This window comes from Pseudidiomarina woesei (assembly GCF_001418345.1).
GTDB classification, from domain to species: Bacteria; Pseudomonadota; Gammaproteobacteria; order Enterobacterales; family Alteromonadaceae; genus Pseudidiomarina; species Pseudidiomarina woesei.
Genome location: NZ_LIPW01000001.1, coordinates 502,138 through 525,365, shown reverse-complemented (window position 1 = coordinate 525,365; position 23,228 = coordinate 502,138). Strand labels below are relative to the sequence as shown.

Sequence of the window (23,228 nt, the reverse complement as noted above, 5' to 3'; positions counted from 1 at the left end):
CAAGATTAGTTGTTAGCGATATTAAGCACCTGCTGCCACAGTTGTTCATTGGTGGGAGCAGGGTGGCCAGCGAGCTTCGCTTGGCGCACAACAAAGCCATTTAAATAGTCAACTTCAGTGGGCCGGTTCAGGCGCACATCCATTAACATTGACGAATAATTGTTCGCGGTGTTTTTGATGACATGATGCGCTTGAGCGACTAACTCTTCGGCACCCAACTGCACCCCAAAATAGGCTGCTAACCAACAAATCTCTTGTGCTGCCTGTAATTGTACGGCACTTATATCATGGCTTAGCAGTTCGCCGTTGCGACAGTTGTGAAGAACCGTAAACGGATTAATTAAGCAATTAATGGCAAGCTTAATCCAGCGTCGCTGATGAATTGCTGGGCTCCAATTTAATGGCGGTAGTGCGTTGTTCAGCACCGAAAATACTTCAATAGGGCGAGCGCTTGAAGCGCGCTCTACTTGCGCCCAACCAAGCCAGCTTTCGCCCATTCCGGCGTGAATAACTTCGTTGTCATGACGATAAGCACCGTGTGTGGTGACCCAATGAAGGGTGTTTGGCGGCAGCAGACTTGCTTCGTTATCAAGCATACCGTTGTAGCTGACGATCAATGACGAGCCAGGTGGTAAATTTGCGCTGTTTAATTGCTTAAGCACGGCTTCTACTTGGTAGGCTTTTACCGCGGCAAAAACTTGTGTGGGTTGGGTGAGCGGAAACTGCGCGGTGTTAAATTCCATTTGGTGGGCGTTGTAAAGCAGCTGAACCTTTGCTTGGTCATGACGCGGCTTAACAACCACGTGCTCACCAATGCGGCGCAAATTTGCAGCCATTAAGCTGCCAATAGCTCCGGTACCCACCACTAGCCAATGCATTTAGTTGAGCTCCCGCTGGTAATTTTGTTCGAGCCGCGTTAACGGCTTGCGCAACGCCAGTAAGATTAACAAACTTGGGGTTACCATGATTGCTGTGAGAATAAAAAACAATTGCCAGTCGCCGTTTAGCCAGTTAACAACGTAACCACTGTAAGAAGAAAGCAGTGTACGCCCAAGATTTCCAAGCGACGCAAATAACGCATATTGGGTGGCGGTAAAGGCGCGATTACATAACAAGCTAATAAAGGCCACAAAAGCCACGGTTGACCAGGCGGCGGTAAAGCCGTCGATGATTACTGCAGCCAGCAAGAGGTTTGTGTCGGGCCCAACACCGGCTATCCAAGCAAACATTAAATTTGATGCCGACATGGCAATACCGCCAGTAAGTAGGCCGCGCACAATGCCAAGCTTCAAGTTAACAAAACTACCTAAAATGGCGAAGATAATGGTGACCCACCAGGTGACCATTTTTGAATACACGGCAATATCGTCGTTGCTAAAACCGATTTCTTTGTAGAACACAATAGACATGCGGCCAAGAAAGGCTTCGCCAATTTTAAACAGAAAAATAAACGCCAGCATACCCAAGGCTAACCGCCAACCGCTGCGTTTAAAATATTCGGTTATCGGCTCTACCAAAGTGCTTAGCAACCAGTCTTGCCAGCGGTTGAACTGGGGAATAGAGGGGCGGTAGCGAGTTGATTCACGGGTAGCCATAACAAACAAAATTTGTGCGCCAATAACAAAACACAATACTGTGTAGGCGTCTTGCCAAAATAAGTTGGTGCCATCAACTAAGAAAAATGGGATAGCGCCAAGCCCACTGTAACCGCTCCACCAACCGGCGGTGGCCATGGCCGCCCCGGCCGATTGTAGACGTGCCTCGTGCGGGCCAAAGGTTTCAATACGATAGGCATCAATGGCCACGTCTTGAGTTGCTGAAAAGATAGCTATGACGAGTGCCATGAGCGCCACCCACCAAATATCTGTGATCACATCAAGTTGGGTTAGGGTTAGCGTAGCGGCCAAAATAGCGAATAAACAAAGCAGCATCCAGGCGCGGCGTTGCCCAAACCAGAGCTGCAACTTCGGCACTTTGACGCGGTCGACTAATGGTGACCACAAGGCATTGACCGAGTAGGCTACAAATACCACACCAAATAGCCCTATGGCTGAGCGGTCTACGCCAACTTCTTGCAGCCAAGCTGACAGCATGGAGCCGATAAGCACCCATGGAAAGCCGCTAATAACGCCAAACCCAAAGATAACCCAAATACGCGGTTCGCGATAAATGCTGAAGTCTTTATACCAAGGCTGTGATGAGGTCATGGGGCCTACTGTTGCGGTAGAATTTCTATTTTCTTAAGTATCGGCGGGTTTTTCGGAACATTCGGCCAACCGGTTTGCTTGTGATAGAACTCGGTTTCCACCGCTGCCAATTTTTCTAGCACCGCTTCACCTTCAACAACCCAGCCAAACACAGCGTAGCCCCAGCCTTTGGTTGACGGATTAAGTGACTCATTGTCATTCACATTAAAATAGAACTGACGCGTTGCGGAGTGCGGGTCGTTGACGCGGGCCATTGCAATAGTGCCGTAGTTATTCAACATACCGTTGCCAGACTCGTTGAAAATAGGGTCAAACATGGTTTTGGCTTCAAAGCTTTCAGTGTAACCGCCACCTTGCACCACAAAGCCAGGAATAATGCGATGAAAAATAGTGTTGTTGTAGCTGCCGGCTTGCACGTACTGCAGAAAATTTTCCACGGTAATAGGTGCTTTGGCGCGGTTTAGCTCAACCACAATGTCACCTTCTGTGGTGACAAACTTTACTTTAGGGAATAGGTTATTTGGCTGAACTGTATTTGCATTGGTGTTTGCAGATGTTACGAATAGAGCCGTAAACACAATAAAAACAGCTAGTTTTATGGCAGTTCGCATGATTAACCTCGAGCTTTTAAAATGACAAATTTACTGTTTTGTGCAACTTGGTGCACTTGCTTAAATAAACGTTTCAAAGGCTGATAATAGGGTAAATGACGGTTGGCCACTACCCATAGTTCACCGTTTTTACGTAAAACTCGCTTACTATCGCGAAACATTTGTCGGGCAATGTGCTCGGTCACTGCGTGCTCTTGATGAAACGGTGGGTTGCAGAGAATGAGATCGCAGCTGTGATCGTGTTGCTGGGCCAAACAGTCATCAACTTGTGCCTTATAGTGCTCTGTTGTAGCTGCAAGTGCGCTGGTCAGGTTTTGCTCTATATTGGCGCGCGTCGACGCAATGGCTAAGAACGACTCATCAACCCAGGTGATCTGGCTAGCGGGCGATAATTGGGCGTAGCGCAGGCCAAGTACGCCGTTACCACAACCCAAATCAATAACTCGTTCAGCGCCACTTGGGGGCATATTGCTGAGCATAAATCGAGCACCAATATCCAGCTGGTTGCGTGCAAAAACACCTGCATGGTGTTGTAGCGATAGGTTAAATTCGGGCACCTGCCAGGTGCTAACAAACTGCTCAGTATAGATAGGTGTTGAGCGTAGTTTGGCACTTAATGTGCGGCATTTCCGTTGCATCAGTGAAACATCGACATCTGTGCAATATTGGTCAAATAGCGCACGCACAGTGGGTGTAAACAGCTTACTTTTCGCCGCCGCAAAAAGCTGGGTGCCAGGGGATAATTCAGCAGCTAGTTTTGCTAATTGAAATTCAAGTAGACTTTGGCTTTTAGGTATTTTTATATACACCACGTCCGTGGCTGCGGGCACACTGTCAAGCGGCGACAGCGGCTGTAAGGTATCCGGTAGCTGATTGCTGGCTAAGTTGGCATACCATGCACAATGGCTTACGTATGAGTCAGCTTGACTGGCAACAGGTAAGCCCGCCAAAGGAAGCAGCAGGGCACCGAATTGATCATTAACGAGCAATGGATGCTGGTCGTCGCGTTGCGCCAAAATGTCATGCAATAACTCATCTGCAGCGTCCCAAGCTTGCAGCGGGTCGTGACTGCGAACGGGGTAGCGATTTAGTTGCCACTGTCCCGCGGCGCTTCGAAGTGTTGTCATGACTTAACCTTATCAATTTTGTTTTCCATGCACTTTTGTAATGGTCGGACATTTCACCGCCAAACATTCGTGCTATGATACCGAAAAACGACAGGTGACTATAGGTTTTAACACGTGAAAATATATGCAGAAATTACCGGCTGGGGTAAGTGTTTACCGCCAGCTGTGATGACCAACGATGATTTAGCAACTTTTCTTGAAACGTCAGATGAGTGGATTCGTACTCGCACGGGCATCGAAGAACGACGGGTCAGCGAAGTTGGCACCTCAAAGCTAGCCACCGTTGCCGCGCGCAATGCACTTGCCGCTGCCGGTTTAGAAGCTGAAGACATCGATTTGATTATTGTTGGTACCTGCACACCTGACGAAATCATTCCTAACGTAGCTTCGGCTGTACAGCGCGACTTAGGTAATAAAACCGCAGCTGCGTTTGACTTAAACGCCGCCTGCAGTAGCTTTTTATATGGTATGCACTATGCCACTCAAGCCATTCGCACCGGTGCACACAAAAAAGTATTAATTATTGGTGCCGAGCGTTTAACCCGAATTCTTGACTGGACCAAGCGCGAGAGTGCGGTGCTGTTTGGTGATGGCGCTGGCGCTATGGTACTTGAGGCGAGTGAAAACGAATGTGGCTTGCTGGCCTCTCATGTCACTTGTGACGCCGACGCACGTGATGTATTGGCGCTTGAGTTTGGCATGAGTTTTGACCGCTTTGGTTTCGACGGTATTATGCCCTTCAACTTTGTTGGCCAAGAAATATTTAAACGCGCGGTTAAAGGCATGAATACAGCCGTGGAAAAAGTATTTGAAGAAACCGGCCTAACCACTGACGACATTGACTCGTTAATTCCGCACCAAGCGAACAAGCGTTTAATTGATTACCTTGCCAAAATGTGCAAAGTGCCGGAAGAAAAAACAGTGATTAATATTCAAAAGTACGGCAATACGTCGTCTGCCACGCTACCGATTGCGTTTTGTGAAGCGGTGGAGCAGGGCATTGTTAAACCCGGTGATACAATTGTCTCCGCGGTGTTTGGTGGGGGGTTAACCTGTGGCGCCGGCATTATTAAGTGGGGCCAACGTGTTACGCCAATTCGTGACAACAACGAGCAACTACCAAGCCAAGGCAAATCAGCGTTGGATTTAATTTTACCGTTACACGAAGGTACTAAAGCAGCTTGGGAAAAACGTGGCGATGAGTAATTTTGTCAAAGAGGAAGTACGCAATAATGTGTTATGGCTCACTTTGTGTCGCACCGACAAGAAGAACGCCTTAACGCAAGATATGTACACGGCCCTAAGCGCGGCTCTGCAAGCTGCTGAGCGCGATGGCAAAATAGCCGCCGTGGTGCTAACTGGTGAGGGTGATAGTTTTACTGCTGGCAATGACCTGCATGATTTTCTAGCCATTGAAGATCTTGACGATAGCGCGCCGCCATTTGAATTTTTGTATACCTTAAGCCGACTGAGTGTACCTTTAGTGGCCGGTGTGAACGGCTTGGCCATAGGTATTGGCACCACTATTTTGCTGCATTGTGACTTGGTTTATGCAGCGGACGACGCGGTATTCGCGCTGCCATTTATTAATCTGGGTTTGGTTCCTGAGGCCGCATCAAGCCTGTTACTACCACAAGCTTGTGGGCATTTGCGTGCGTCTGAACTGCTATTGCTAGGTGATAACTTTAATGCGCAAACAGCGTTGGAATATCGCTTAGTAAATAAAGTAGTCCCTCGTGCAGCATTGCAAGATACCCTAGAACAGGTTGCCGATGCATTAGCAGCCAAACCTCATGGCGGTTTACGTGCAGCGAAGAAGCTAATCAAGCAACCGGCCGAGCCTGTTGCTGATCGTATTGAGCGTGAAGCTAAAATTTTTGCCAAAGCATTAAGCTCTGAAGCAGCTCGTCAAGCGATTGCTGAGCGCTTAAATCGCAAGAAATAATCGAAATCGTTTATTTAATCGGCAGTCAGTGTTTAGCGCCTTGCTAGCCGACTGCCTTTGCGCGATAATGCCCGCCGTTATGGTGACCTCATTGGTCCCCCCGCAACACGAACTGGCGAACCCGGTCAGGCCCGGAAGGGAGCAGCCGTAGTTAGGGATGTGGGTGCCGGGGTGCTGGCTGGTGAGGTCGCCACCCAATCTTGTTAGAATCAAGAGCGATATTAGCTATTTGATATCAGATATTAGACCAGTAAAGACTTGTGTTTCTAATATCAAATATCCAGTATCTAATATCGCTTTTGCTTTTCTAACGAGGATGACATGCCAAAGAATGTGAAGCCGGTTTATTACGGCGACTACCTGCAACTCGACAAATTGCTTGATGCACAATCACCCCACAGCAAAATGTATGGGCCAGAAGCTCATGACGAGATGCTATTTATTATTGTTCACCAGGTTTATGAATTGTGGTTCAAGCAAGTATTGCACGAGCTACGAGCCATACATGCCGAGTTTAGCCAAGAACAGTTAGATGATAGAGCGTTGCAACTTGTGGCGCATCGGTTGCGCCGAGTATTGACAATTCAAGACTTGATGAACGATCAGGTCGGTGTTATTGAGACCATGACACCACAAGAATTTCTTGAATTTCGTGACTATCTTGTACCCGCATCTGGCTTTCAAAGTATTCAATTTAAAGAATTAGAAATACGTTTGGGGCTTACTCGTAACACCCGCATTGCATTTGACCAGCAGTCATTCTATAACCGCTTAAATGATGAACACCGAGCATATCTTGAGGCTTTAGAGCAGCAACCGAATTTGTTTGATCGGGTTGATGCCTGGTTGGCACGCATGCCATTCCTGCAGTTCGACGATTTTAGTTTTTGGGATGTTTATCAACGCGCGGTGCAAGATGCACTGGACAGAGATGAAGAAATTATAAGAAAAAATGCCAGCGACGAAAGCCAGCTAGAAACTGAATTGGCAAGCTTGCAAGCAAATCGGGATAATTTCTCGGCATTGTTTGATAACGAAAGTTATAAATTTTTACAAGAAAACAACCAAGTAAGGTTATCTCAGCGCGCAATGCTCAGTGCACTCTTTATTACGCAATACCGTGAAGAGCCTGCTTTTCATTTGGCACATCAGGTGATTACATCGCTTGCTGAAATGGATGAGAAACTTACCATTTGGCGCTACAAACACGCGATGATGGTGCAACGTATGCTTGGCACTAAAATAGGTACGGGCGGTTCTTCAGGGCATGATTACTTGCGCCGAACCACTGAACAAAACCGAGTGTTTAAAGATTTCTTCGCCATGGCCACTTATTTGCTGCCGAAAACGGCGTTGCCGGAGTTGCCAAACTCAGTGCGCCAAGCTCTTGGCTTCTACTTTCGCCACGACTAACGTTCGTTTTTTTGCTCAAACCAGCGTACAGCTTGATGCAATGCACTAAGTTGGTGCGCTAGGTGTTCTGATAACCACTGGCTGCGCGCCGCCGTGGTTGCGCTATTCAAACTTTTTAATTGTCGACGTAGCTCCGCTATATAATCGCTGGGCACGTTTGCATCCTGGCTAAATAGTTGGCTATCGAACCAATCTGAAAAACTTTCTTCGTTTATTGCCAGCCGATTTATGCGTTGTTCTAAGTTTTCAATTTCATTATTTATTCGATGGTAAAGATCAGGATTCATAGCCATTGTCGAATTGCTCGTTGTACTTTCAAATTTTTACGTGAACTTGTTATGCAAACTTTACTCTAAAAGCTATGATAATTATGCACCCAAAGTACTGATTTATGCATAACTGTTAAGAAGCTGTAAACGAGAGTTTATCTTAATTTGCAGTGAATTTAAGCTGACATCGGTAGTTGACATGGTCGCGCCGATCGTGGGAGTATTGAAGCATTATTACCGTAGGGTTTCTATCGGTAATAGCTGCAAGTGTTGATTAAACTCTTTTCGTCACTCAAATAACTGGGAGGCTGACGACATTTGGTCGTTGTGCCTAAAGTTAAGTCAAATTGGTTGGGAACTATGACCAAAGTAATCAATAAAAGCAAAGTTGCTGCAGCCTTAGTTGGCATGTTCGCAATTGCAGGTAGCGCGACAGTAGCTGCCCAAGACGTTTCTACGTTGCAAAACGAAGAAGCAAAAATCCATACTGCTGACAAGCGGTCTCAAAACAAAATTAATTCTTTGTTCGAACAGAGCCAAGAGTTGTTGTATGAGTACCGCGGTGTTGTAGACGAATACGAAAACTTAAAAGTCTACAATGACCACGTTCAGCGTTTAGTTGATGACCAAAATGCATCACTGGCTTCTCTACAGCGCCAGATCGATCGTATTGAAGAAACCAAGCAAGGCGTGGTTCCTTTAATGTACAACATGATCGACGCTTTGGAGCAGTTTGTGGAGCTGGATCTTCCAATTCACAAAGAGCGCCGTTTAGCCCGCGTTGAGCGTTTACGCGAAATTATGGGTGCATCAAACGTTGCAACTTCTGAGCAGTTCCGTCAAATCACTGAAGCTTATCAAGCGGAAATGGATTACGGCGCTGGTCTGATCGCATACGAAGGCAAATTGCAGTTCGAAGGCGAAGAAATCTCTGTTGACTTCTTCCACCTTGGTCGTGCAGCGCTTATGGCACAGTCTTTGGACCTGAAAAATGGTTGGATTTTCAACAAAGAAACTGGCGAATGGGAAGCTCTTGATGACGCTTACCTAGGTTCGTTGACCAAAGCAATTCGTATGGCGCGTAAACAAACCGCCCCTGATCTGATTAAACTGCCTATCTATGCAGCGGAGCGTGCAGAATGAACAAACTAGTGAAATCTTTGCTGGTCGCAGCAGCATTCTCATTATCAGCTGGCGCAAGCTCTGCTTATGCGCAAGATGAAGCGAAATCACTAGACCAACTTCTTGATTTAGTGAAGCAAAACCGTGCTGCGTCACAGCGTATTAATGCTGAGCGTGAAGCCGAGTTCACTTCAGAGCGCGCTGACAAGCAAGCTTTGTTGAACCGCGCTAAACGTCAATTAGCTGATGAAAAAGCTCGTGGCGAGCGTTTGCAAACTGAGTTTGCAGAAAACGAAATCTCATTGGCAAACAAAGAAACCGAATTGCAAAACGCATTAGGTACTTTGGGTGAAATCGTTGGTGTTGCGCGTGGTGCTGCATCTGACACGATTGGCCGTATTGCAACTTCAATTGTTAGCGCACAGTTCCCAGGTCGTGAAGACGTGTTGGAATCTATCGCTGAAGCAAAAGAAGTACCAACAATTGCTGAACTTGAAGAGCTTTGGTTAGCTTGGTTAACCGAAATGAAAGAGTCTGGCCGCGTTGTCACTTTCAACAGCGACGTGACTTTGCTTGACGGTTCAAGTGAAAACCGCGATGTAACTCGTATTGGTGTATTTAACCTGATTTCAGACGGTGAGTACTTCAACTACAACGATTCAGCTGAAGAAATTCAGCCGTTAGGCCGTCAGCCTGAAGGTTTTGTTTTATCAGCAGTTGAGTCTTTTGAAAGCACTCAATCTGGTTACGAAGGTTTATACATTGACCCGGCTCGTGGTCAAATTTTGAACCTAGCAACTCAGAAAGCAACGCTTGAAGAGCGTTACCATCAAGGTGGTACAGTTGGTTACGTAATCACTGTTGCGCTTATTGTTGGTTTCTTAATTGCAATCTACAAGTTCGTAACTTTAGGCTTAGAAAGCGCGAAAATGCGTTCACAGTTGAAAAACACTGCTAACCCTTCAGACAAAAATGCTTTGGGCCGTATCTTGAAAGTTTATCAAGAGAACAAAGGCGCAGACACTGAGAACCTTGAGCTTAAACTTGACGAAGCTATCTTGCGTGAAACACCACGTATTGAAAGCGGCGTGAACATCATCAAGATCTTGGCTGCTATTGCACCGTTGTTAGGTCTATTAGGTACGGTTGTAGGTATGATCGGTACGTTCCAATCAATCACATTGTTTGGTACGGGCGATCCGAAAATCATGGCTGGTGACATCTCAATGGCGTTGGTAACAACTGCTTTGGGTCTGATTGCAGCATTGCCATTGATTCTTGTACACGCGATTGTGGCAGCACGCGCTAAGTCAATTGTTCATGTATTAGATGAACAGGCTGCAGGTATCGTCGCCGCGCACGCGGAGAAGAAGGAGTAATCCTATGGTATACCTGATGGAGCTTTGGGAATCTATCAGGGATTTTCTGGGTACCGGTGGCGACGTATTGTACGTCGTCATGGGGGCGCTCTTTCTCATGTGGGTTCTCATGATTGAGCGCTATTGGTTTCTGACTGGCGTGTTTCCAAAGATGAAGCAAGAAATCATCGATAATTGGAACGCGCGTCAAGACACCACCTCATGGTACGCTCACAAAATCCGTGATGCATGGATTTCTGAAGCCGACGAAAAACTAAATGCGCGTATTTTGTTGATCAAAACCTGCGTAGCGATTTGTCCTTTAATCGGACTATTAGGCACCGTAACCGGTATGATTGCAGTATTTGAAATCATGGCGGTGCAAGGTACTGGTAACCCACGCCTTATGGCATCGGGTATTTCGATGGCCACCATCCCGACTATGGCGGGCATGGTAGCAGCATTGTCAGGTATGTTCTTCGCCTCTCGCTTAGAAGCACGGGTGCGTCGAGCAAAACACAAATTGATCGACAGTTTGCCACATCATTAAGAGAGAAGAATTATGGCACGTAAACGTTTTCGTGAAGAGGAAGATGCAGCGATCGATATGACGCCGATGCTCGACATCGTATTCATCATGTTGATCTTCTTCATCGTAACCACCTCTTTCGTAAAAGAAGCTGGTATTGACGTGAACAAGCCAGAAGCTAGTCAGGCAGAGAAAAAACCTTCTGCTAACATCTTTATCGCGATTCGTGCGAATGGCGAAGTTTGGATGGACAAGCGTATGGTTGATGTTGAGCGCGTTGGCGCGAACATTGAACGTCTATTGGCCGAACAGCCAACTGATATCGTAGTGATTCAGGCGGACGAAGAAGCCAAACATGGTGTTGTCGTTAAAGTCATGGATCAAATTAAGGAAGCGGGTATTGACAAGATATCCATAGCCGCAGAGGACGATTAATTATGGTGCGCTTTTTAGTATCAATACTATTAGGTGCTGCAGCTACGTTCCTTCTGTTCGCTTTCATGGCTTTTTTGATTAGCGGCGGTGAGGGACGTAACGAAGGTCCACCACCGACTGCACCAATTGAATTAGTGACTACTCCGCCGGATTCGGATGTGGATAAGCGTAGCCGTAAGCCACCACCACCTCCGCCTCCGCCTCAGCAGCCACCTGAGACTCCGCCGAATGAGCCTGATACATCAGACTCAGAAGGTCTGAATCTTGACTTAGGTTTTGATGTTGATGTTGGTGGTGCAGACACAGGCCTTGACGGTAGTGGACTCGCAGTTCGTGACGGTGAAGCAACACCAATAGTACGAATCAACCCACGTTATCCTCCGGCGGCAGCTCGTGATGGTATTGAAGGTTGGGTAATGCTTCGGTTTACTATCGATGAAACTGGCGGTGTTACTGACGTTGAAGTGATTGACGCAAACCCTCGTCGTATGTTCGACCAAGAGGCGCGTCGCGCGCTACTGCGTTGGAAATACAAACCAAAAGTGGTTGATGGTAAGGCTCAGCGCCAACCGGGGCAGACGGTTCGTCTTGAATTCTCGTTGGATCAGGAGTAATGATGATGCACAAAAAACTCACAGCATTAATTAGCGCGAGTGTATTGTGTACTGTGTTAGCCGGAGCACCAGCTCCTTTGCTGGCCCAAGACATCAATTACAACTTGCCTTCGGCACAAACCGTGCAAGAGCGTAAAGACTCTCGTTCGAATCAAGCTGTAAGTGAACGCGTAGGTCGTCGTTTGATGACTGCGCTTGACCTTTACACTGAAGAACAAGACGTAAAAGGCGCTATTGCAGAGCTGCAGGACATTGATCCGCGAGAAGGTTTCGACCGTGCTTATGTAAACCGGTTCCTAGGTAACCTTTATGCTGCTGATGAGCAGTTCGAGCGTGCCTTTGACTTGGTTAAACAAGCTGCCGATGCTGACGTACTCGGTTGGGGTGACCAAGCTACCGTATTGAAATTAACGGCTGACTTGGCGTTGCAAATGGAACGCTATTCAGATGCGATAGTGTATTACGGTAAATGGTTACAGTTCACCGGTGAGCGCGATCCTGATGTGTTTATGCGCATCGCAAACGCTTTCTATGAATTGAAGCAGTACGAGAAAATTATTCGTCCTGCCGACATTGCCATTGAAGCTTTTCGCGCAAAAGGTGAAGAAAACCGTAACCCTTATATTATGAAGGTTGCTTCATATTATGAGCGCAAGATGTATGCGGAAGCCGTCGTTGTTTTAGAAGAAGGCTTGAATGTATTACCAGGTGAGAAGGCTTGGTGGAACCAATTAGGCATGATGTACATGCTATTGGAAAACACACAAAAAGCGCTTCAAACCATGGAAATTGCATACTTAGCCGGTTACCTTGACAAAGAAAGCCACTTCAAAGCATTGGTACAGCTTTATTCAAACATTGAAGTGCCATATAAAGCTGCAAGCATTATGGAGCGCCATATAGAGTCTGGTGATATTGAAAAGACTTCGCGCAACTATAAAACTGCAGCAAGCAGCTATGAGCAAGCACGTGAGTATGCTAAGGCTGCAGATTTATATGGTAAAGCTGCACAGCTTGAAGATGAGCGTAGCGAACGAGCTGATGTGTATCGTCGTCAAGGCACAGCATTTTTGCGTGCTGAAGAGTTCACAAAAGCGGCTGATGCTTATTTGAAAGCGATTGATAACGACATAGAAAACCCTGGTCGGGTTTATATGTCGCTGACTGAAGCTTACTTCTATAACAATAATTTCCGTGAAGCACTGAAATATGTTCAAGAAGCGAAGAAATTCAGTAACGAACGTCGTAATGCGAGTAGCTGGGAACAGTATATTCGTCAAAAAGCGTCAAATCGTGGCGTTTCTTTGTAAGCGCTAGAATACTAAATTCTATGTAAAACCCCGCCATTAGGTGGGGTTTTTTGTATGAGTAAACTATTATTTGATATTGGGCGTAGTTTAAATATACGTGCTACTATTTTGTTTAGAACAACACGAGGAATACGTCATGAAAGCAATGAAAAAATCAGTATCTGTCGCAGTCGGTGCTTTTTTAGTGAGTACAGCAGGCGCTTCTGTTGCAGCTAATCCGTTTGGCTACAATGAATTGCCAGGTGGTTATCAGCAACAAGAACAACAGCAACAACAAGAGATGCGTTGTGGTGGCAATAAAGGTGAGAAGAAGCACGATAAGTCGAAGCACAAAGAAGGTAAGTGTGGCGAAGGCAAGTGTGGCGAAGGCAAGTGTGGCGAAGATAAGGCCAAAGCTAAAGAGAAAATGAAGGAAAAACAAGGCGAAGGTAAATGTGGTGAAGGTAAGTGCGGCGAAGGTAAATGCGGCATAGCGTAGGCCTTGGCTTAAGGCGGGAGTTTTTGTCTGACGTATTGGCGAGTACTCCCGCTGTAGACTTTTGGGAAATAGCCCCAGAGAATTGGATGGCGCGTGGTTACGAGGCTGAATACCAGCTTGATAGAATACGTGAGCGGTACCCGGTAAGTAGCCACGGTCTGTCCTTATCCATCGGCAGTCCTGACCCATTAGATGAGTCTTTCGTTCGACAGCTAAAAATCTTTCTCGATCGTTTTAATATCTCGCGCTACAGTGAGCACTTGAGTTATTGCTCTGCAAACGGTCATTTGTACGACTTATTGCCGATTCCGTTTACTGAGCACGCCGCAGATTATGTGGCTGCGCGTGTGAAACGAGTTCAGGACATTCTTGAGCGCCCAGTTCTGCTAGAAAACGTTTCTTATTACGTCCCGGCAAAAACGGAAATAACTGAGCTGGCGTTTATTCAACGCGTGCTAGAGCATGCTGATTGCCAATTGTTACTCGATGTAAACAACGTTTACGTGAATAGTGTTAATCATAACTATGATCCATTTGATTTTATCGCAGCATTACCCTCACAACGTATAACCTACGGGCATATTGCGGGACATTTTGAGGAAGCTAGCGATTTGCTGATTGATACGCATGGCGCGGATGTCCGAAGTGAGGTTTATGAGCTGTTAGCTTTTGCTTATCAGCAACATGGCGATTTTCCGGTGCTTTTAGAGCGAGATTTTAATATTCCACCGTTAAATGTCTTGCTAAAAGAAGTAGAAAAAGTAAAAGCAGTAAGCCAAGCGCTTGCATAAGATAGCCGTAAGAGGGTGGTTTTGGACGACTTTAGAGAAATTCAAAAGCAATGGGCACTGTGGTTGCGAAACCCAGATGGAGCAAGCCCTCCGGCGAACGTTTCTAACAAGCGCCTGCAGGTTTATAATCGCTTAGTTCGCAATAATATCGAGAGTTTTGTTGAGCGAGGGTTTCCTGTACTCGCCGAAGTTTTATCCAAACAGCAATGGCAGTCTTTGCTACAAGCTTTTATTGAAAAACATCACTCTAAATCTCCATTATTTGCGAATATTGGAGACGAATTTGTTAATTTTCTTGAAACGTATACGCATAGCCAGGCGTCGGCTATATCGTATCCTTGCTTCACCTATCAGCTAGCCTGTTACGAGCGTATGGAAGTAGAAGCCTATCATGCTCAGATGTCATGTATTCCGCCGATGGTCGAGCAAGTAGAATGCACGCCGTGGTGCGTAAACCCTTCGCTTCAGTGGCGGGATTTCAATTACCCGGTGCATACAATTCAGCCGCAGCTTATTCCCAACGCGCCGTTACCTCAGCCGATTTTTATTGCTGTATACCGTGTTGATTGTTTCGATGAAAATAAGCAATTTTCAAGCACCGTCAAATTTATGCAATTAAACCCAGTTACAATGCTGTTAATTGACCTGCTACAGCGCCAACCTGGGCTATCTATAACCGATATGGCTGTGCGCTTGTCCGAGCAATTACCACAATTTAGCGTGCAGCAACTTGAGCAAGGCTTATTGACAACTATTCCCGATCTATACCAAAGGGCTATGTTGTTCCCATTCGCCAATTAAAGTATGATCCGCACCGCTAATTTTAGTCAGTGAGGATGTATTTTATGGCACATGATCAAAACTTCCGTGATGAATCGGGCGTAAAAATGGGCTGGCTTGCGGTAATTACGTTTATTGCAGTTCCGGTATTACCAGCTGTATTGGCTTGGTATAAATTTTTTGCAGCGTAAGCTGAACGGTTAAAGGGCATTTTATGTCACTTCGATTATTGCTGGTTGAGGATAAACCAGCGACACGGGAACAATTGGTAAAAATTATCAAGCAAAGCCCGTATGCGGTTAGCTGTGCCAATGACGGCTTAGACGGCTTAAACTGCAGTAAAAACCATCATTATGATTTGGTGCTCGTTGATCACAAAATGCCATTAATGGATGGCATTGCATTGATCAAAAGTTTGCGCCAGCTAGACGCCTATGCGCAAACTCCGATCATGCTGATGACCACTCAAGATGCGAGCCAAGTTCAACCACTTGCGGATAAAGCAGGGGCAAACTTGTGTTTGGCCAAACCAGTTGATGCAGAACGATTATTAGGTTTACTGAATGATCTTGCTGCGGCGACGGGTCACCCCCAGCAAACCACAGCTTGAGATAAAACATGCAAATAGAAACATATATTCATGCAATACCTGATTACCCAAAACCAGGTATTGTGTTTCGTGATATTACACCGCTGTTAGCTAATGGCGATGCGTTTCGCGAGACAATTAATACCTTTTTGGCGCGTTATAAAGACCAAGGTATAACCAAAATTGTTGGTATTGAAGCTCGTGGTTTTATATTCGCAACTGCATTAGCGTATGCAATGGGGGTTGGATTCGTGCCACTACGTAAGCCAGGTAAGTTACCCCGTGAAACGGTGTCGCAACGTTATGCTTTGGAGTATGGTGAAGACCAACTTGAATTACATGCCGAAGACTTAACCGCAGACGATAACGTTTTAATTATGGACGATTTGTTAGCAACGGGTGGTACTGTTTTAGCAGCCGTTGAAATGTTGAATAAACTCAATGTCACTATTGCTGAGTGTGCTTTTGTTATTCAATTAAACGAATTGCCAGGTGCAAAGCGCCTTAAACAGGCGAACATTCCATACTATACGCTGTGCTCGTTTTAAGGTAAGTTAACACCTTAATAAAACAGACCGATAAAGAAGATATTGGCAATGAGCTATCAAGTACTTGCACGTAAATGGCGGCCACGAAACTTTGGTGAAGTGGTTGGTCAACAACACGTTTTGCGGCCGTTATTTAATGCGCTGCAAACCGGTCGTTTGCACCATGCTTGGCTACTAACCGGTACTCGCGGTGTGGGTAAAACCACCATTGCCCGTATTCTAGCCAAAAGCCTCAATTGCGAACAAGGTGTTACCGCAGAGCCGTGTGGTGAATGCGCCGCTTGTGTGGCGATTGATCAAGGCCGCTTTGTTGATCTTTTAGAAATAGATGCAGCGTCACGCACCAAAGTTGAAGATACCCGCGAACTACTTGATAACGTGCAATATGCGCCAACCCAAGGGCGTTACAAGGTCTATCTAATAGACGAAGTGCACATGTTGTCTCGTCACAGTTTTAACGCGTTACTTAAAACGTTAGAAGAACCGCCAGAGCACGTTAAATTCCTGCTAGCGACTACAGATCCACAAAAACTACCGATTACGGTGTTGTCACGTTGTTTACAGTTTAATTTAAAAGCCTTGTCGCGAGATGAAATTAGCGGCCATTTGCAGCAGGTATTAACAGCGGAAAATATCACTTTTGAAGAACCCGCTGTGCAGGCGCTTGCTAAAGCGGCCCAAGGCAGTTTGCGTGATGCGCTTAGTTTGACCGACCAAGCTATTGCGCAAGGCGACCATTCAGTGACCATGGTCGGCGTTCAGCAAATGCTAGGTAGCGTGCCAAGCTTTCAGTTAGTGAACCTATTACAGCAAGTTCTTGCAGGTGATGCGGAAGCCATGTTGCAAACTCTGGACACCGTGGCAAGTCAAGTACCTGACTTAAGTGGCTTAGTTCCTGAGTTACAAAATTTAATTCACCAACTGGCTTTATTTCAGGCGGTACCGAGCACGGCCCAAGCAACCGGTTTAGAGGCAAGTGCCCAACATTTAGCCCAGCAACTGCCGGCTGAGTTACTGCATGTGTTTTACGACATTTTGGTGCAGGGGCGTCGTGACTTAAATTATGCCAGCGATGTGCGTAGCGGTGTTGAAATGACATTGTTGCGGTTAATGGCATTTCGCCCAGAATACTTGGAAGTTGTCGAAACTAGTGCCGAAACCGTCACGCAGACAAAAACGGTTGCAGCCGCGCCACCGCCATCGAAGCTAACGCAAACAACCAGTGAACAGGTTCAAGCGCAACAGCAGGCTTCAGTTAAGCAAGACCAGACTTCAGCACAGCCAAACGTATCTGCGGAGCAGGCCGACGCAGCTCAATCAGCGCAATACGATGGCGAGCCAACCATTGCTCAGGAACCGGACATACAACCGGAACCCGAAGCGCACTTTGAGCCAGAGCCAGAACAAGAACCTGAGCAGCAGGCGGTGCCTGCACCGGCAAATGACTTGCAGGCGTTGTTGGCAACACGCCAAGCCTTAGCGCAAAAAAAAAATCCTGAAGTAGCGGCTCCCGCGGAGCAAGAGCCCTCAGCGCCGAACAATGAGCCCTCAGCGCCGAACAATGAGCCCTCAGCGCCGAACCATGAGCCTTCAGCGCCGCAGCCAGCTTCGGAAAACGGCTTGCAGGCACCTGTAACCCAGGCGCAAGCAGAAATATCAGCAACAACAAAGCGCGCCGCAGAAGTAGACCAGTGGGCAGCCATGATTGATGAGCTTGATTTACATGGTTTAACCCGGCAGTTAGCGCGCAATAGCGTATTTACGCAGCATGGTGATAAAAATGTATTGATGGTGCGAAGAAATTGGGCGTACCTGTTGAATGACGGCGCGGTCGTCACCATTAAAGAGGCTATGGTTGAGCAGTTTGATATTCAACTGCACGATGTTTTAGTTGGCGATGCAGAAGCAGCAACCCCAGTTGAAATTCAGCAACAAATTAATGCTCTTCGCCTAGAAGCAGCAAAACAAACGCTAGCGGAGGACCCGTTAGCACAACAATTAGCCAGTGAGTTTGGTGCAACGTTGACAGCAGACTCAGTAAAACCCGATTAATTTTCCAAATTTGAAGAATAGAGGTTGTTATGTTTAAAGGTGGTGGTTTAGGCAATATGATGAAGCAAGCGCAGCAGATGCAAGAGCGTATGCAAAAAGCGCAAGCGGAAATTGCGAACTTAGAAGTGACTGGCGAAGCCGGCGCTGGCATGGTCAAAGTAACCATGATGGGTAACCACAACGTACGTCGCGTCAGCATTGACCCAAGCCTGTTTGAAGACGACGACAGCGAAATGATTGAAGACCTGGTTGCCGCTGCGATTAACGATGCTGTGCGCCGTGTTGAGCAAACGAGCAAAGACAAAATGGCCGAAGTCACTGGTGGTATGAACTTACCACCAGGCTTTAAAATGCCGTTTTAATTAGGCTCTGACCATGCGACTTAGCCCAGCAATACAAGAATTGGTGGAAGCGCTGCGCCTGTTGCCAGGGGTTGGGCCAAAGAGTGCCCAACGTATGACGTTTCAGCTGTTAGAGCGACAGCGCGATGGCGCTTTACGATTGGCGCGGGCGCTGCAAGAAGCCGTTGAGAAAGTAGGGCACTGTAGCCAGTGCCGTACCTTAACTGAAGACGAAATTTGTGCCATTTGTTCCAGCGATAAGCGTCGTCAAAGTGGCTTGCTGTGTATTGTCGAAACACCGGCAGACGTGCTTGCCATTGAGCAAACCGGCCAATACCAAGGCTGCTATTTTGTATTAATGGGTCATTTATCGCCATTAGACGGCATTGGCCCTGAAGATATCGGCCTTGATGTGCTAGCCAAGCGCTTAAGCCAAGAAAATATCGAAGAAATTATCTTGGCAACCAACCCGACGGTGGAAGGCGAGGCAACGGCGCATTTTATTGCTGATTTGGCCCGTAGCCGTCACATTCGCACCTCGCGTATTGCGCATGGCGTGCCAGTAGGCGGTGAGTTGGAATACGTTGATCAAGCGACCTTAGGGCATGCCTTTAGTGGGCGTAAGGTTATTGACCATAACTAATCACAGAAATTGCACAAAAGGCGCTTGAAAAGCCAAGCGCCATCCCCATCTTTCTTCTAGACCAAGATTCACTTACTGAGTCATAACCACAATAGTGTAGGAGAAATCACTATGGCGGAGACCCGTCAAGCAGAAACCCATGGTTTTCAAACCGAAGTGAAGCAATTGCTTCATTTGATGATTCATTCACTTTATTCCAATAAAGAAATCTTTCTGCGCGAGCTAGTATCGAACGCATCGGATGCTGCCGACAAGCTACGTTTTAAAGCGTTAAGTGACAGCAGCTTATTGGCCGATGACGCCGAGCTTTATGTTCGTGTTAGTGCCGACAAAGACGCCGGTACCATTACCATTAGCGACAACGGTATTGGTATGACGCGTGACGAAGTCATGACCAACTTAGGCACCATTGCCAAGTCGGGCACCGCCGATTTCTTTAGCCAACTGTCTGGCGACCAAGCCAAAGATAGCCGCTTAATTGGCCAGTTTGGTGTTGGTTTTTACTCGGCATTTATTGTGGCCGAAACGGTTACTGTACGCACTCGCGCTGCGGGCGCTAGCGAAGCCGTTGAATGGTTCTCTCGCGGTGAAGGCGAGTACGAGCTTAAAGACATCGAAAAAGCCAAACGCGGTACCGACATCGTGCTTAAGCTACGTGAAGATGCTGCCGAATATTTAGACGAGTGGCGGTTAAAGAGCATTATTACCAAATACTCAGACCATTTAAGTATTCCGGTACAAATGCCAAAGCGTGATGACGACAATAAGCAAGATGGCTGGGAAGCGGTTAACTCTGGTCAGGCGTTGTGGACACGTGAAAAGTCTGAAATTTCTGACGACGAATACAAAGAGTTCTACAAAACCGTAGCCCATGACTTTGATGAGCCTTTGCTATGGAGCCACAATAAAGTTGAAGGTACCTCGGAGTACACTAGCTTGCTTTATGTTCCAAAACGCGCGCCGTGGGATTTATGGAACCGTGACAATCAGCATGGCATTAAACTGTACGTTAAACGCGTATTTATTATGGATGACGCCACGCAACTTATGCCAACGTACTTGCGTTTTGTGCGCGGCTTGATGGATTCGGCTGATTTACCATTAAACGTGTCGCGCGAAATTCTGCAAGACAACAAGATCACGCGTTCAATGCGCAATGGTAGCACCAAGAAAATCTTAAGCATGCTTAGCAAGTTAGCGAAAGACGATGCTGAGAAATACCAAGAGTTTTGGAATACTTTTGGTGCCGTATTAAAAGAAGGCCCAGCGGAAGACCACGCTAACCAAGAAACCATTGCTGGTTTGTTACGCTTTGCTTCAACCTATGAAGACACCAGCGAAGCGAAGGTGAGCTTGGATGCCTACATTGAGCGCATGCCGAAGAAGCAAGACAAGATCTACTACATTGTTGCCGACAGCTATGAAGCTGCTCGTGATAACCCTGCGTTAGAAATCTTCCGCAAAAAGGGCATTGAAGTATTGTTGCTGTCTGAGCGCATTGACGAATGGTTGATGAGCCATTTAACCGAGTACAAAGAGAAGCCGTTCCAGTCGGTAACGCGTGGTGACTTAGATCTTGGCGAGTTAGATGATGCCGAGACCAAAAAAGAGCACGAAAAAGCCGAAAAAGCTTTCAAGAAGCCGTTAAAACGCTTTGAAGAAGCCTTGGGTGACAAGGTGAAATCAGTGCGTGTGACGCACCGTTTGACCGACTCGCCAGCATGTATTGTTACGGACGAGAACGACATGAGTACGCAAATGGCCAAGCTCATGGAAGCTGCTGGTCAGAAAGTGCCCGAGACCAAGTATATTTTTGAGGTGAACCCAGAGCATACCTTGGTGCAACGCATTGTGGCCATGGACGACGACAAGCGCTTTAGCGAGTGGGCGAACGTGTTGCTTGATCAAGCCACGTTAGCTGAGCGTGGTAGCTTGAAAGATCCGGCTAAATTTGTCGCACGTTTGAACAAATTAATGCTCGATTTAACCTAAAATAAGCGAAAAGAGCATTGTCCGACCAAAGTCGGCAATGCTCGGACTTGTAAAGCCTGTTTGCGCAAGGTAAAGTTCGGCTTTAACTCATCCGCATTAAACACATTAAGTAAAAAGAGGTTGTTCATGCGCATTATCCTGTTGGGCGCTCCGGGCGCAGGGAAAGGTACGCAAGCGCAGTTCTTGATGAAAACCTTTGGGATTCCACAAATCTCAACGGGCGACATGCTTCGAGCTGCAATTAAAGAAGGTACCGACTTAGGTAAGCAAGCGAAAGCGGTCATGGATGCTGGTAAATTGGTATCAGACGATATCATGATTGGCTTGGTTAAAGAGCGCGTGGCACAACCTGATTGCCAAAATGGCTTTTTGCTTGATGGTTTTCCGCGAACGATTCCGCAAGCTGACGGCATGCATGCTGCCGGTATTGATGTCGACGTGGTACTTGAATTTGACGTGCCGGATGAAGTGATTGTCGAGCGCATGGCTGGGCGTCGTGTTCACCCTGGTTCTGGTCGTGTTTATCATGTCACTTACAACCCACCTAAAGTGGAAGGTAAAGACGATGAAACCGGCGATGACTTGGTGATTCGTGACGACGACAAAGAACAAACCGTACGCAAGCGTTTGGCAATTTATCACGAACAAACCGAGCCTTTAGTGGCATATTATCGTAAACTAGCCGAGCAAGGTCAGGTGAAGTTCCACAATATTGATGGAACCGGCGATGTTGATGCCATAAGTGAGCAGCTTGGTCGCTTACTGAAATAATCAACACGCGCAAACCAAATTCAAAAACCCACCTTGCGTGGGTTTTTTTGTATGCAACTAACGAATAACTTATAACGAATAACGAAAAAAAAGGATTCGCACCATGGATTTAAACTTACCGATTACCATGTTGTTTGCTGGCTTACTAACGCTTTTGTATTTTGCGCTTTCGGTGAATATTATTCGCCTACGCTGGCGTGACCGTGTAGGTATTGGCACCGGTGACTCGCAAGACCTGAAGGTAGCCGTTCGAATTCACGGTAACTTTGCTGAATATGTTCCGTTGTCATTAGTGCTCTTGGTACTCATGGAATGGCACGGTGCCGCAAGTACACTGCTATACGTTTTGGGCGGTGTTTTGTTTGTAGCGCGTATTTGCCATGCTTTAGGTTTGACCATGAGTGTTGGTCCTTCGTGGGCACGCACAGTCGGCGTTCTAGGAACCTTTAGCGTGTTACTTATGCAAGCAGGCTACTTAATCGGCGCCTTTATTGGTGGCGTACTATGATGGCAATGCCCGGCGTGCATCGTTTTGGAACGGCAGGTAAAGCGCCCATGTTGCTGCTGCACAGTTCGCAAAGCAACAGTGGGCAATGGCGCGCGCTTATTCAGCAGCTGCAAGCTGACTACGATATATTAGCAATTGATTTGCTCGGCTATGGAAAGGCACCTGCGGTGCAAGATATTGAACCCGAGGCCTTTCGTTTCGCAGATGAGTTGCCACGTATTTTAGAGGCGATTAAAGCCGCTGGCTGGCAGCAGCCAATTACTTTAATTGGGCATTCGTACGGCGGTGCCTTAGCGCTTAAACTAGCTCTGGAGCAACCAGTCGCTGTGCGCCAACTTGTTGTTTATGAACCGGTAGCGTTTCATGTGTTAACGGCGAATGAACCGGCTCGACAAGAAATTGAAACCATAGCGGCGCAAATGTATCAGACTGACCAAACGGCCGCCACGCGTGGGTTTGTAGATTACTGGAATAAACCGGGATTTTTTGACGCTTTACCCGAGCGTATGCGCCAAGGTATGACCTTACAGGCAAAAAAGGTAACCATGGACTTTGCCGCGTTAATGGGCGAGCCACATAAGCTAGCTGACTATCGCCATGTGCAGGTGCCAGTGTTGTTACTGCAAGGGCAGTACACCCAAGAAAGCGCGCGCTGTGTGGCGCATCATTTATTACAAGTGCTGCCGGATGTGCAAACCCAAACTATTCAGGCAGGCCATATGGGGCCAATTACCCATGCCAATGACGTTAACCAAGCAATTGTTGAGTTTTTAGAGCACCAGTTGGTGAGTTAAT

27 protein-coding genes and 1 other RNA gene are annotated in these 23,228 nt (G+C 46.9%); 23 read left to right on the top strand and 5 right to left on the bottom strand.

The window, feature by feature from the left end; all coding sequences use genetic code 11:
• Positions 1–5: 5 nt before the first annotated feature.
• From ASC40_RS02660 to ASC40_RS02645, 4 genes are read right to left on the bottom strand one after another with little or no spacing between them, the layout of a single operon-like run.
• Positions 6–878 (bottom strand): ketopantoate reductase family protein, encoded by an 873-nt coding sequence (locus ASC40_RS02660; protein WP_055438220.1) that lies wholly within the window; start codon positions 876–878, stop codon positions 6–8.
• A complete protein-coding gene (locus tag ASC40_RS02655) occupies positions 879–2,207 on the bottom strand; it encodes an AmpG family muropeptide MFS transporter (protein ID WP_055438219.1) in 1,329 nt (442 codons plus the stop codon).
• Between the two features lie 5 nt (positions 2,208–2,212).
• The gene (locus ASC40_RS02650; RefSeq protein ID WP_055438218.1) at positions 2,213–2,818 is read right to left on the bottom strand and encodes a peptidylprolyl isomerase; all 606 of its coding nucleotides are present in this window, start codon (positions 2,816–2,818) and stop codon (positions 2,213–2,215) included.
• A gap of 2 nt (positions 2,819–2,820) precedes the next feature.
• The gene (locus ASC40_RS02645; RefSeq protein WP_055438217.1) at positions 2,821–3,945 is read right to left on the bottom strand and encodes a methyltransferase; all 1,125 of its coding nucleotides are present in this window, start codon (positions 3,943–3,945) and stop codon (positions 2,821–2,823) included.
• 114 nt (positions 3,946–4,059) lie between these two features.
• On the opposite strand from ASC40_RS02645, the gene ASC40_RS02640 reads away from it, so the two are divergent.
• The 4 genes from ASC40_RS02640 to ASC40_RS02630 all read left to right on the top strand — a co-directional run bounded on the left by ASC40_RS02640 (position 4,060) and on the right by ASC40_RS02630 (position 7,303).
• Positions 4,060–5,151 (top strand): ketoacyl-ACP synthase III, encoded by a 1,092-nt coding sequence (locus ASC40_RS02640; protein WP_072243353.1) that lies wholly within the window; start codon positions 4,060–4,062, stop codon positions 5,149–5,151.
• A complete protein-coding gene (locus tag ASC40_RS02635) occupies positions 5,144–5,890 on the top strand; it encodes an enoyl-CoA hydratase/isomerase family protein (protein ID WP_055438216.1) in 747 nt (248 codons plus the stop codon). Before ASC40_RS02640 ends, ASC40_RS02635 begins: the two co-directional genes overlap by 8 nt.
• An 89-nt stretch (positions 5,891–5,979) precedes the next feature.
• Positions 5,980–6,077: signal recognition particle sRNA small type (ffs, locus tag ASC40_RS11725), an RNA gene on the top strand.
• A gap of 134 nt (positions 6,078–6,211) precedes the next feature.
• Positions 6,212–7,303, top strand: a complete 1,092-nt coding sequence (locus ASC40_RS02630) for a tryptophan 2,3-dioxygenase family protein (RefSeq protein ID WP_055438215.1) — start codon at positions 6,212–6,214, stop codon at positions 7,301–7,303.
• On the opposite strand, the gene priC is transcribed toward ASC40_RS02630, so the two are convergent.
• Complete coding sequence (priC, locus tag ASC40_RS02625) at positions 7,300–7,596, bottom strand: primosomal replication protein PriC (RefSeq protein ID WP_055438214.1); 297 nt, start codon at positions 7,594–7,596, stop codon at positions 7,300–7,302. The two genes, ASC40_RS02630 and priC, sit on opposite strands and share 4 nt — an antisense overlap.
• 336 nt (positions 7,597–7,932) lie before the next feature.
• Between priC and ASC40_RS02620 the strand changes: the two genes are divergently transcribed.
• From ASC40_RS02620 to ASC40_RS02535, 19 genes are all read left to right on the top strand, one after another.
• Complete coding sequence (locus tag ASC40_RS02620) at positions 7,933–8,715, top strand: DUF3450 domain-containing protein (RefSeq protein WP_055438213.1); 783 nt, start codon at positions 7,933–7,935, stop codon at positions 8,713–8,715.
• Positions 8,712–10,073 carry a MotA/TolQ/ExbB proton channel family protein gene (locus tag ASC40_RS02615; protein ID WP_055438212.1) on the top strand — a complete coding sequence of 454 codons (1,362 nt, stop codon included), beginning with the start codon at positions 8,712–8,714 and terminating at the stop codon, positions 10,071–10,073. The genes ASC40_RS02620 and ASC40_RS02615 overlap by 4 nt, the downstream gene beginning before the upstream one ends.
• A 4-nt stretch (positions 10,074–10,077) precedes the next feature.
• Positions 10,078–10,602, top strand: a complete 525-nt coding sequence (locus ASC40_RS02610; protein ID WP_055438211.1) for a MotA/TolQ/ExbB proton channel family protein — start codon at positions 10,078–10,080, stop codon at positions 10,600–10,602.
• Between the two features lie 12 nt (positions 10,603–10,614).
• Positions 10,615–11,016, top strand: a complete 402-nt coding sequence (locus ASC40_RS02605) for an ExbD/TolR family protein (protein ID WP_055438210.1) — start codon at positions 10,615–10,617, stop codon at positions 11,014–11,016.
• A 2-nt stretch (positions 11,017–11,018) separates the two neighbouring features.
• The gene (locus ASC40_RS02600; protein WP_055438209.1) at positions 11,019–11,630 is read left to right on the top strand and encodes an energy transducer TonB; all 612 of its coding nucleotides are present in this window, start codon (positions 11,019–11,021) and stop codon (positions 11,628–11,630) included.
• On the top strand, positions 11,630–12,940 hold the full coding sequence (locus ASC40_RS02595) for a tetratricopeptide repeat protein (protein WP_245622161.1): 1,311 nt from the start codon (positions 11,630–11,632) through the stop codon (positions 12,938–12,940). Before ASC40_RS02600 ends, ASC40_RS02595 begins: the two co-directional genes overlap by 1 nt.
• A 136-nt stretch (positions 12,941–13,076) precedes the next feature.
• Complete coding sequence (locus tag ASC40_RS02590) at positions 13,077–13,418, top strand: HvfA family oxazolone/thioamide-modified RiPP metallophore (RefSeq protein WP_055438208.1); 342 nt, start codon at positions 13,077–13,079, stop codon at positions 13,416–13,418.
• A complete protein-coding gene (locus tag ASC40_RS02585) occupies positions 13,403–14,209 on the top strand; it encodes an HvfB family MNIO-type RiPP peptide maturase (RefSeq protein ID WP_055438207.1) in 807 nt (268 codons plus the stop codon). The genes ASC40_RS02590 and ASC40_RS02585 overlap by 16 nt, the downstream gene beginning before the upstream one ends.
• 21 nt (positions 14,210–14,230) lie before the next feature.
• Complete coding sequence (locus ASC40_RS02580) at positions 14,231–15,010, top strand: HvfC family RiPP maturation protein (protein WP_055438206.1); 780 nt, start codon at positions 14,231–14,233, stop codon at positions 15,008–15,010.
• A 44-nt stretch (positions 15,011–15,054) separates the two neighbouring features.
• On the top strand, positions 15,055–15,180 hold the full coding sequence (locus tag ASC40_RS12035; RefSeq protein ID WP_281175463.1) for a hypothetical protein: 126 nt from the start codon (positions 15,055–15,057) through the stop codon (positions 15,178–15,180).
• Between the two features lie 23 nt (positions 15,181–15,203).
• Entirely contained in the window at positions 15,204–15,599 is a 396-nt protein-coding gene (locus ASC40_RS02575; RefSeq protein ID WP_055438205.1) for a response regulator, read from the top strand.
• A gap of 8 nt (positions 15,600–15,607) precedes the next feature.
• Complete coding sequence (locus tag ASC40_RS02570; RefSeq protein WP_055438204.1) at positions 15,608–16,126, top strand: adenine phosphoribosyltransferase; 519 nt, start codon at positions 15,608–15,610, stop codon at positions 16,124–16,126.
• A 48-nt stretch (positions 16,127–16,174) separates the two neighbouring features.
• Positions 16,175–18,178, top strand: coding sequence for a DNA polymerase III subunit gamma/tau (dnaX, locus tag ASC40_RS02565; RefSeq protein ID WP_055438203.1), 2,004 nt, complete (start codon positions 16,175–16,177; stop codon positions 18,176–18,178).
• 29 nt (positions 18,179–18,207) lie between these two features.
• A complete protein-coding gene (locus ASC40_RS02560; protein WP_055438202.1) occupies positions 18,208–18,540 on the top strand; it encodes a YbaB/EbfC family nucleoid-associated protein in 333 nt (110 codons plus the stop codon).
• Between the two features lie 13 nt (positions 18,541–18,553).
• Positions 18,554–19,162, top strand: coding sequence for a recombination mediator RecR (recR, locus tag ASC40_RS02555; RefSeq protein WP_055438201.1), 609 nt, complete (start codon positions 18,554–18,556; stop codon positions 19,160–19,162).
• A 111-nt stretch (positions 19,163–19,273) separates the two neighbouring features.
• Positions 19,274–21,154: a molecular chaperone HtpG gene (gene htpG, locus ASC40_RS02550; RefSeq protein WP_055438200.1), complete on the top strand. Its 1,881-nt coding sequence runs from the start codon at positions 19,274–19,276 to the stop codon at positions 21,152–21,154.
• 126 nt (positions 21,155–21,280) lie between these two features.
• Positions 21,281–21,925 (top strand): adenylate kinase, encoded by a 645-nt coding sequence (gene adk / locus ASC40_RS02545; RefSeq protein ID WP_055438199.1) that lies wholly within the window; start codon positions 21,281–21,283, stop codon positions 21,923–21,925.
• 103 nt (positions 21,926–22,028) lie between these two features.
• Entirely contained in the window at positions 22,029–22,433 is a 405-nt protein-coding gene (locus ASC40_RS02540) for an MAPEG family protein (RefSeq protein WP_055438198.1), read from the top strand.
• Positions 22,430–23,227 carry an alpha/beta fold hydrolase gene (locus ASC40_RS02535; protein ID WP_055438197.1) on the top strand — a complete coding sequence of 266 codons (798 nt, stop codon included), beginning with the start codon at positions 22,430–22,432 and terminating at the stop codon, positions 23,225–23,227. Before ASC40_RS02540 ends, ASC40_RS02535 begins: the two co-directional genes overlap by 4 nt.
• The last annotated feature ends 1 nt before the right edge of the window (position 23,228 follow it).

Excerpts from the sequence above, each read along its gene's own strand:
- ASC40_RS12035 (WP_281175463.1), top strand. The coding sequence starts at position 15,055 with ATGGCACATGATCAAAACTTCCGTGATGAATCGGGCGTAAAAATGGGC.
- ASC40_RS02610 (WP_055438211.1), top strand. The coding sequence starts at position 10,078 with ATGGTATACCTGATGGAGCTTTGGGAATCTATCAGGGATTTTCTGGGT.
- ASC40_RS02660 (WP_055438220.1), bottom strand. The coding sequence starts at position 878 with ATGCATTGGCTAGTGGTGGGTACCGGAGCTATTGGCAGCTTAATGGCT.
- adk (WP_055438199.1), top strand. The coding sequence starts at position 21,281 with ATGCGCATTATCCTGTTGGGCGCTCCGGGCGCAGGGAAAGGTACGCAA.
- ASC40_RS02605 (WP_055438210.1), top strand. The coding sequence starts at position 10,615 with ATGGCACGTAAACGTTTTCGTGAAGAGGAAGATGCAGCGATCGATATG.
- ASC40_RS02535 (WP_055438197.1), top strand. The coding sequence starts at position 22,430 with ATGATGGCAATGCCCGGCGTGCATCGTTTTGGAACGGCAGGTAAAGCG.
- htpG (WP_055438200.1), top strand. The coding sequence starts at position 19,274 with ATGGCGGAGACCCGTCAAGCAGAAACCCATGGTTTTCAAACCGAAGTG.
- ASC40_RS02630 (WP_055438215.1), top strand. The coding sequence starts at position 6,212 with ATGCCAAAGAATGTGAAGCCGGTTTATTACGGCGACTACCTGCAACTC.
- ASC40_RS02620 (WP_055438213.1), top strand. The coding sequence starts at position 7,933 with ATGACCAAAGTAATCAATAAAAGCAAAGTTGCTGCAGCCTTAGTTGGC.
- ASC40_RS02635 (WP_055438216.1), top strand. The coding sequence starts at position 5,144 with ATGAGTAATTTTGTCAAAGAGGAAGTACGCAATAATGTGTTATGGCTC.
- ASC40_RS02575 (WP_055438205.1), top strand. The coding sequence starts at position 15,204 with ATGTCACTTCGATTATTGCTGGTTGAGGATAAACCAGCGACACGGGAA.
- ASC40_RS02645 (WP_055438217.1), bottom strand. The coding sequence starts at position 3,945 with ATGACAACACTTCGAAGCGCCGCGGGACAGTGGCAACTAAATCGCTAC.
- ASC40_RS02595 (WP_245622161.1), top strand. The coding sequence starts at position 11,630 with ATGATGATGCACAAAAAACTCACAGCATTAATTAGCGCGAGTGTATTG.
- ASC40_RS02655 (WP_055438219.1), bottom strand. The coding sequence starts at position 2,207 with ATGACCTCATCACAGCCTTGGTATAAAGACTTCAGCATTTATCGCGAA.
- priC (WP_055438214.1), bottom strand. The coding sequence starts at position 7,596 with ATGGCTATGAATCCTGATCTTTACCATCGAATAAATAATGAAATTGAA.
- ASC40_RS02585 (WP_055438207.1), top strand. The coding sequence starts at position 13,403 with ATGCGGCATAGCGTAGGCCTTGGCTTAAGGCGGGAGTTTTTGTCTGAC.
- ASC40_RS02560 (WP_055438202.1), top strand. The coding sequence starts at position 18,208 with ATGTTTAAAGGTGGTGGTTTAGGCAATATGATGAAGCAAGCGCAGCAG.
- ASC40_RS02590 (WP_055438208.1), top strand. The coding sequence starts at position 13,077 with ATGAAAGCAATGAAAAAATCAGTATCTGTCGCAGTCGGTGCTTTTTTA.
- ASC40_RS02650 (WP_055438218.1), bottom strand. The coding sequence starts at position 2,818 with ATGCGAACTGCCATAAAACTAGCTGTTTTTATTGTGTTTACGGCTCTA.
- ASC40_RS02540 (WP_055438198.1), top strand. The coding sequence starts at position 22,029 with ATGGATTTAAACTTACCGATTACCATGTTGTTTGCTGGCTTACTAACG.
- ASC40_RS02600 (WP_055438209.1), top strand. The coding sequence starts at position 11,019 with ATGGTGCGCTTTTTAGTATCAATACTATTAGGTGCTGCAGCTACGTTC.
- ASC40_RS02570 (WP_055438204.1), top strand. The coding sequence starts at position 15,608 with ATGCAAATAGAAACATATATTCATGCAATACCTGATTACCCAAAACCA.
- dnaX (WP_055438203.1), top strand. The coding sequence starts at position 16,175 with ATGAGCTATCAAGTACTTGCACGTAAATGGCGGCCACGAAACTTTGGT.
- ASC40_RS02615 (WP_055438212.1), top strand. The coding sequence starts at position 8,712 with ATGAACAAACTAGTGAAATCTTTGCTGGTCGCAGCAGCATTCTCATTA.
- recR (WP_055438201.1), top strand. The coding sequence starts at position 18,554 with ATGCGACTTAGCCCAGCAATACAAGAATTGGTGGAAGCGCTGCGCCTG.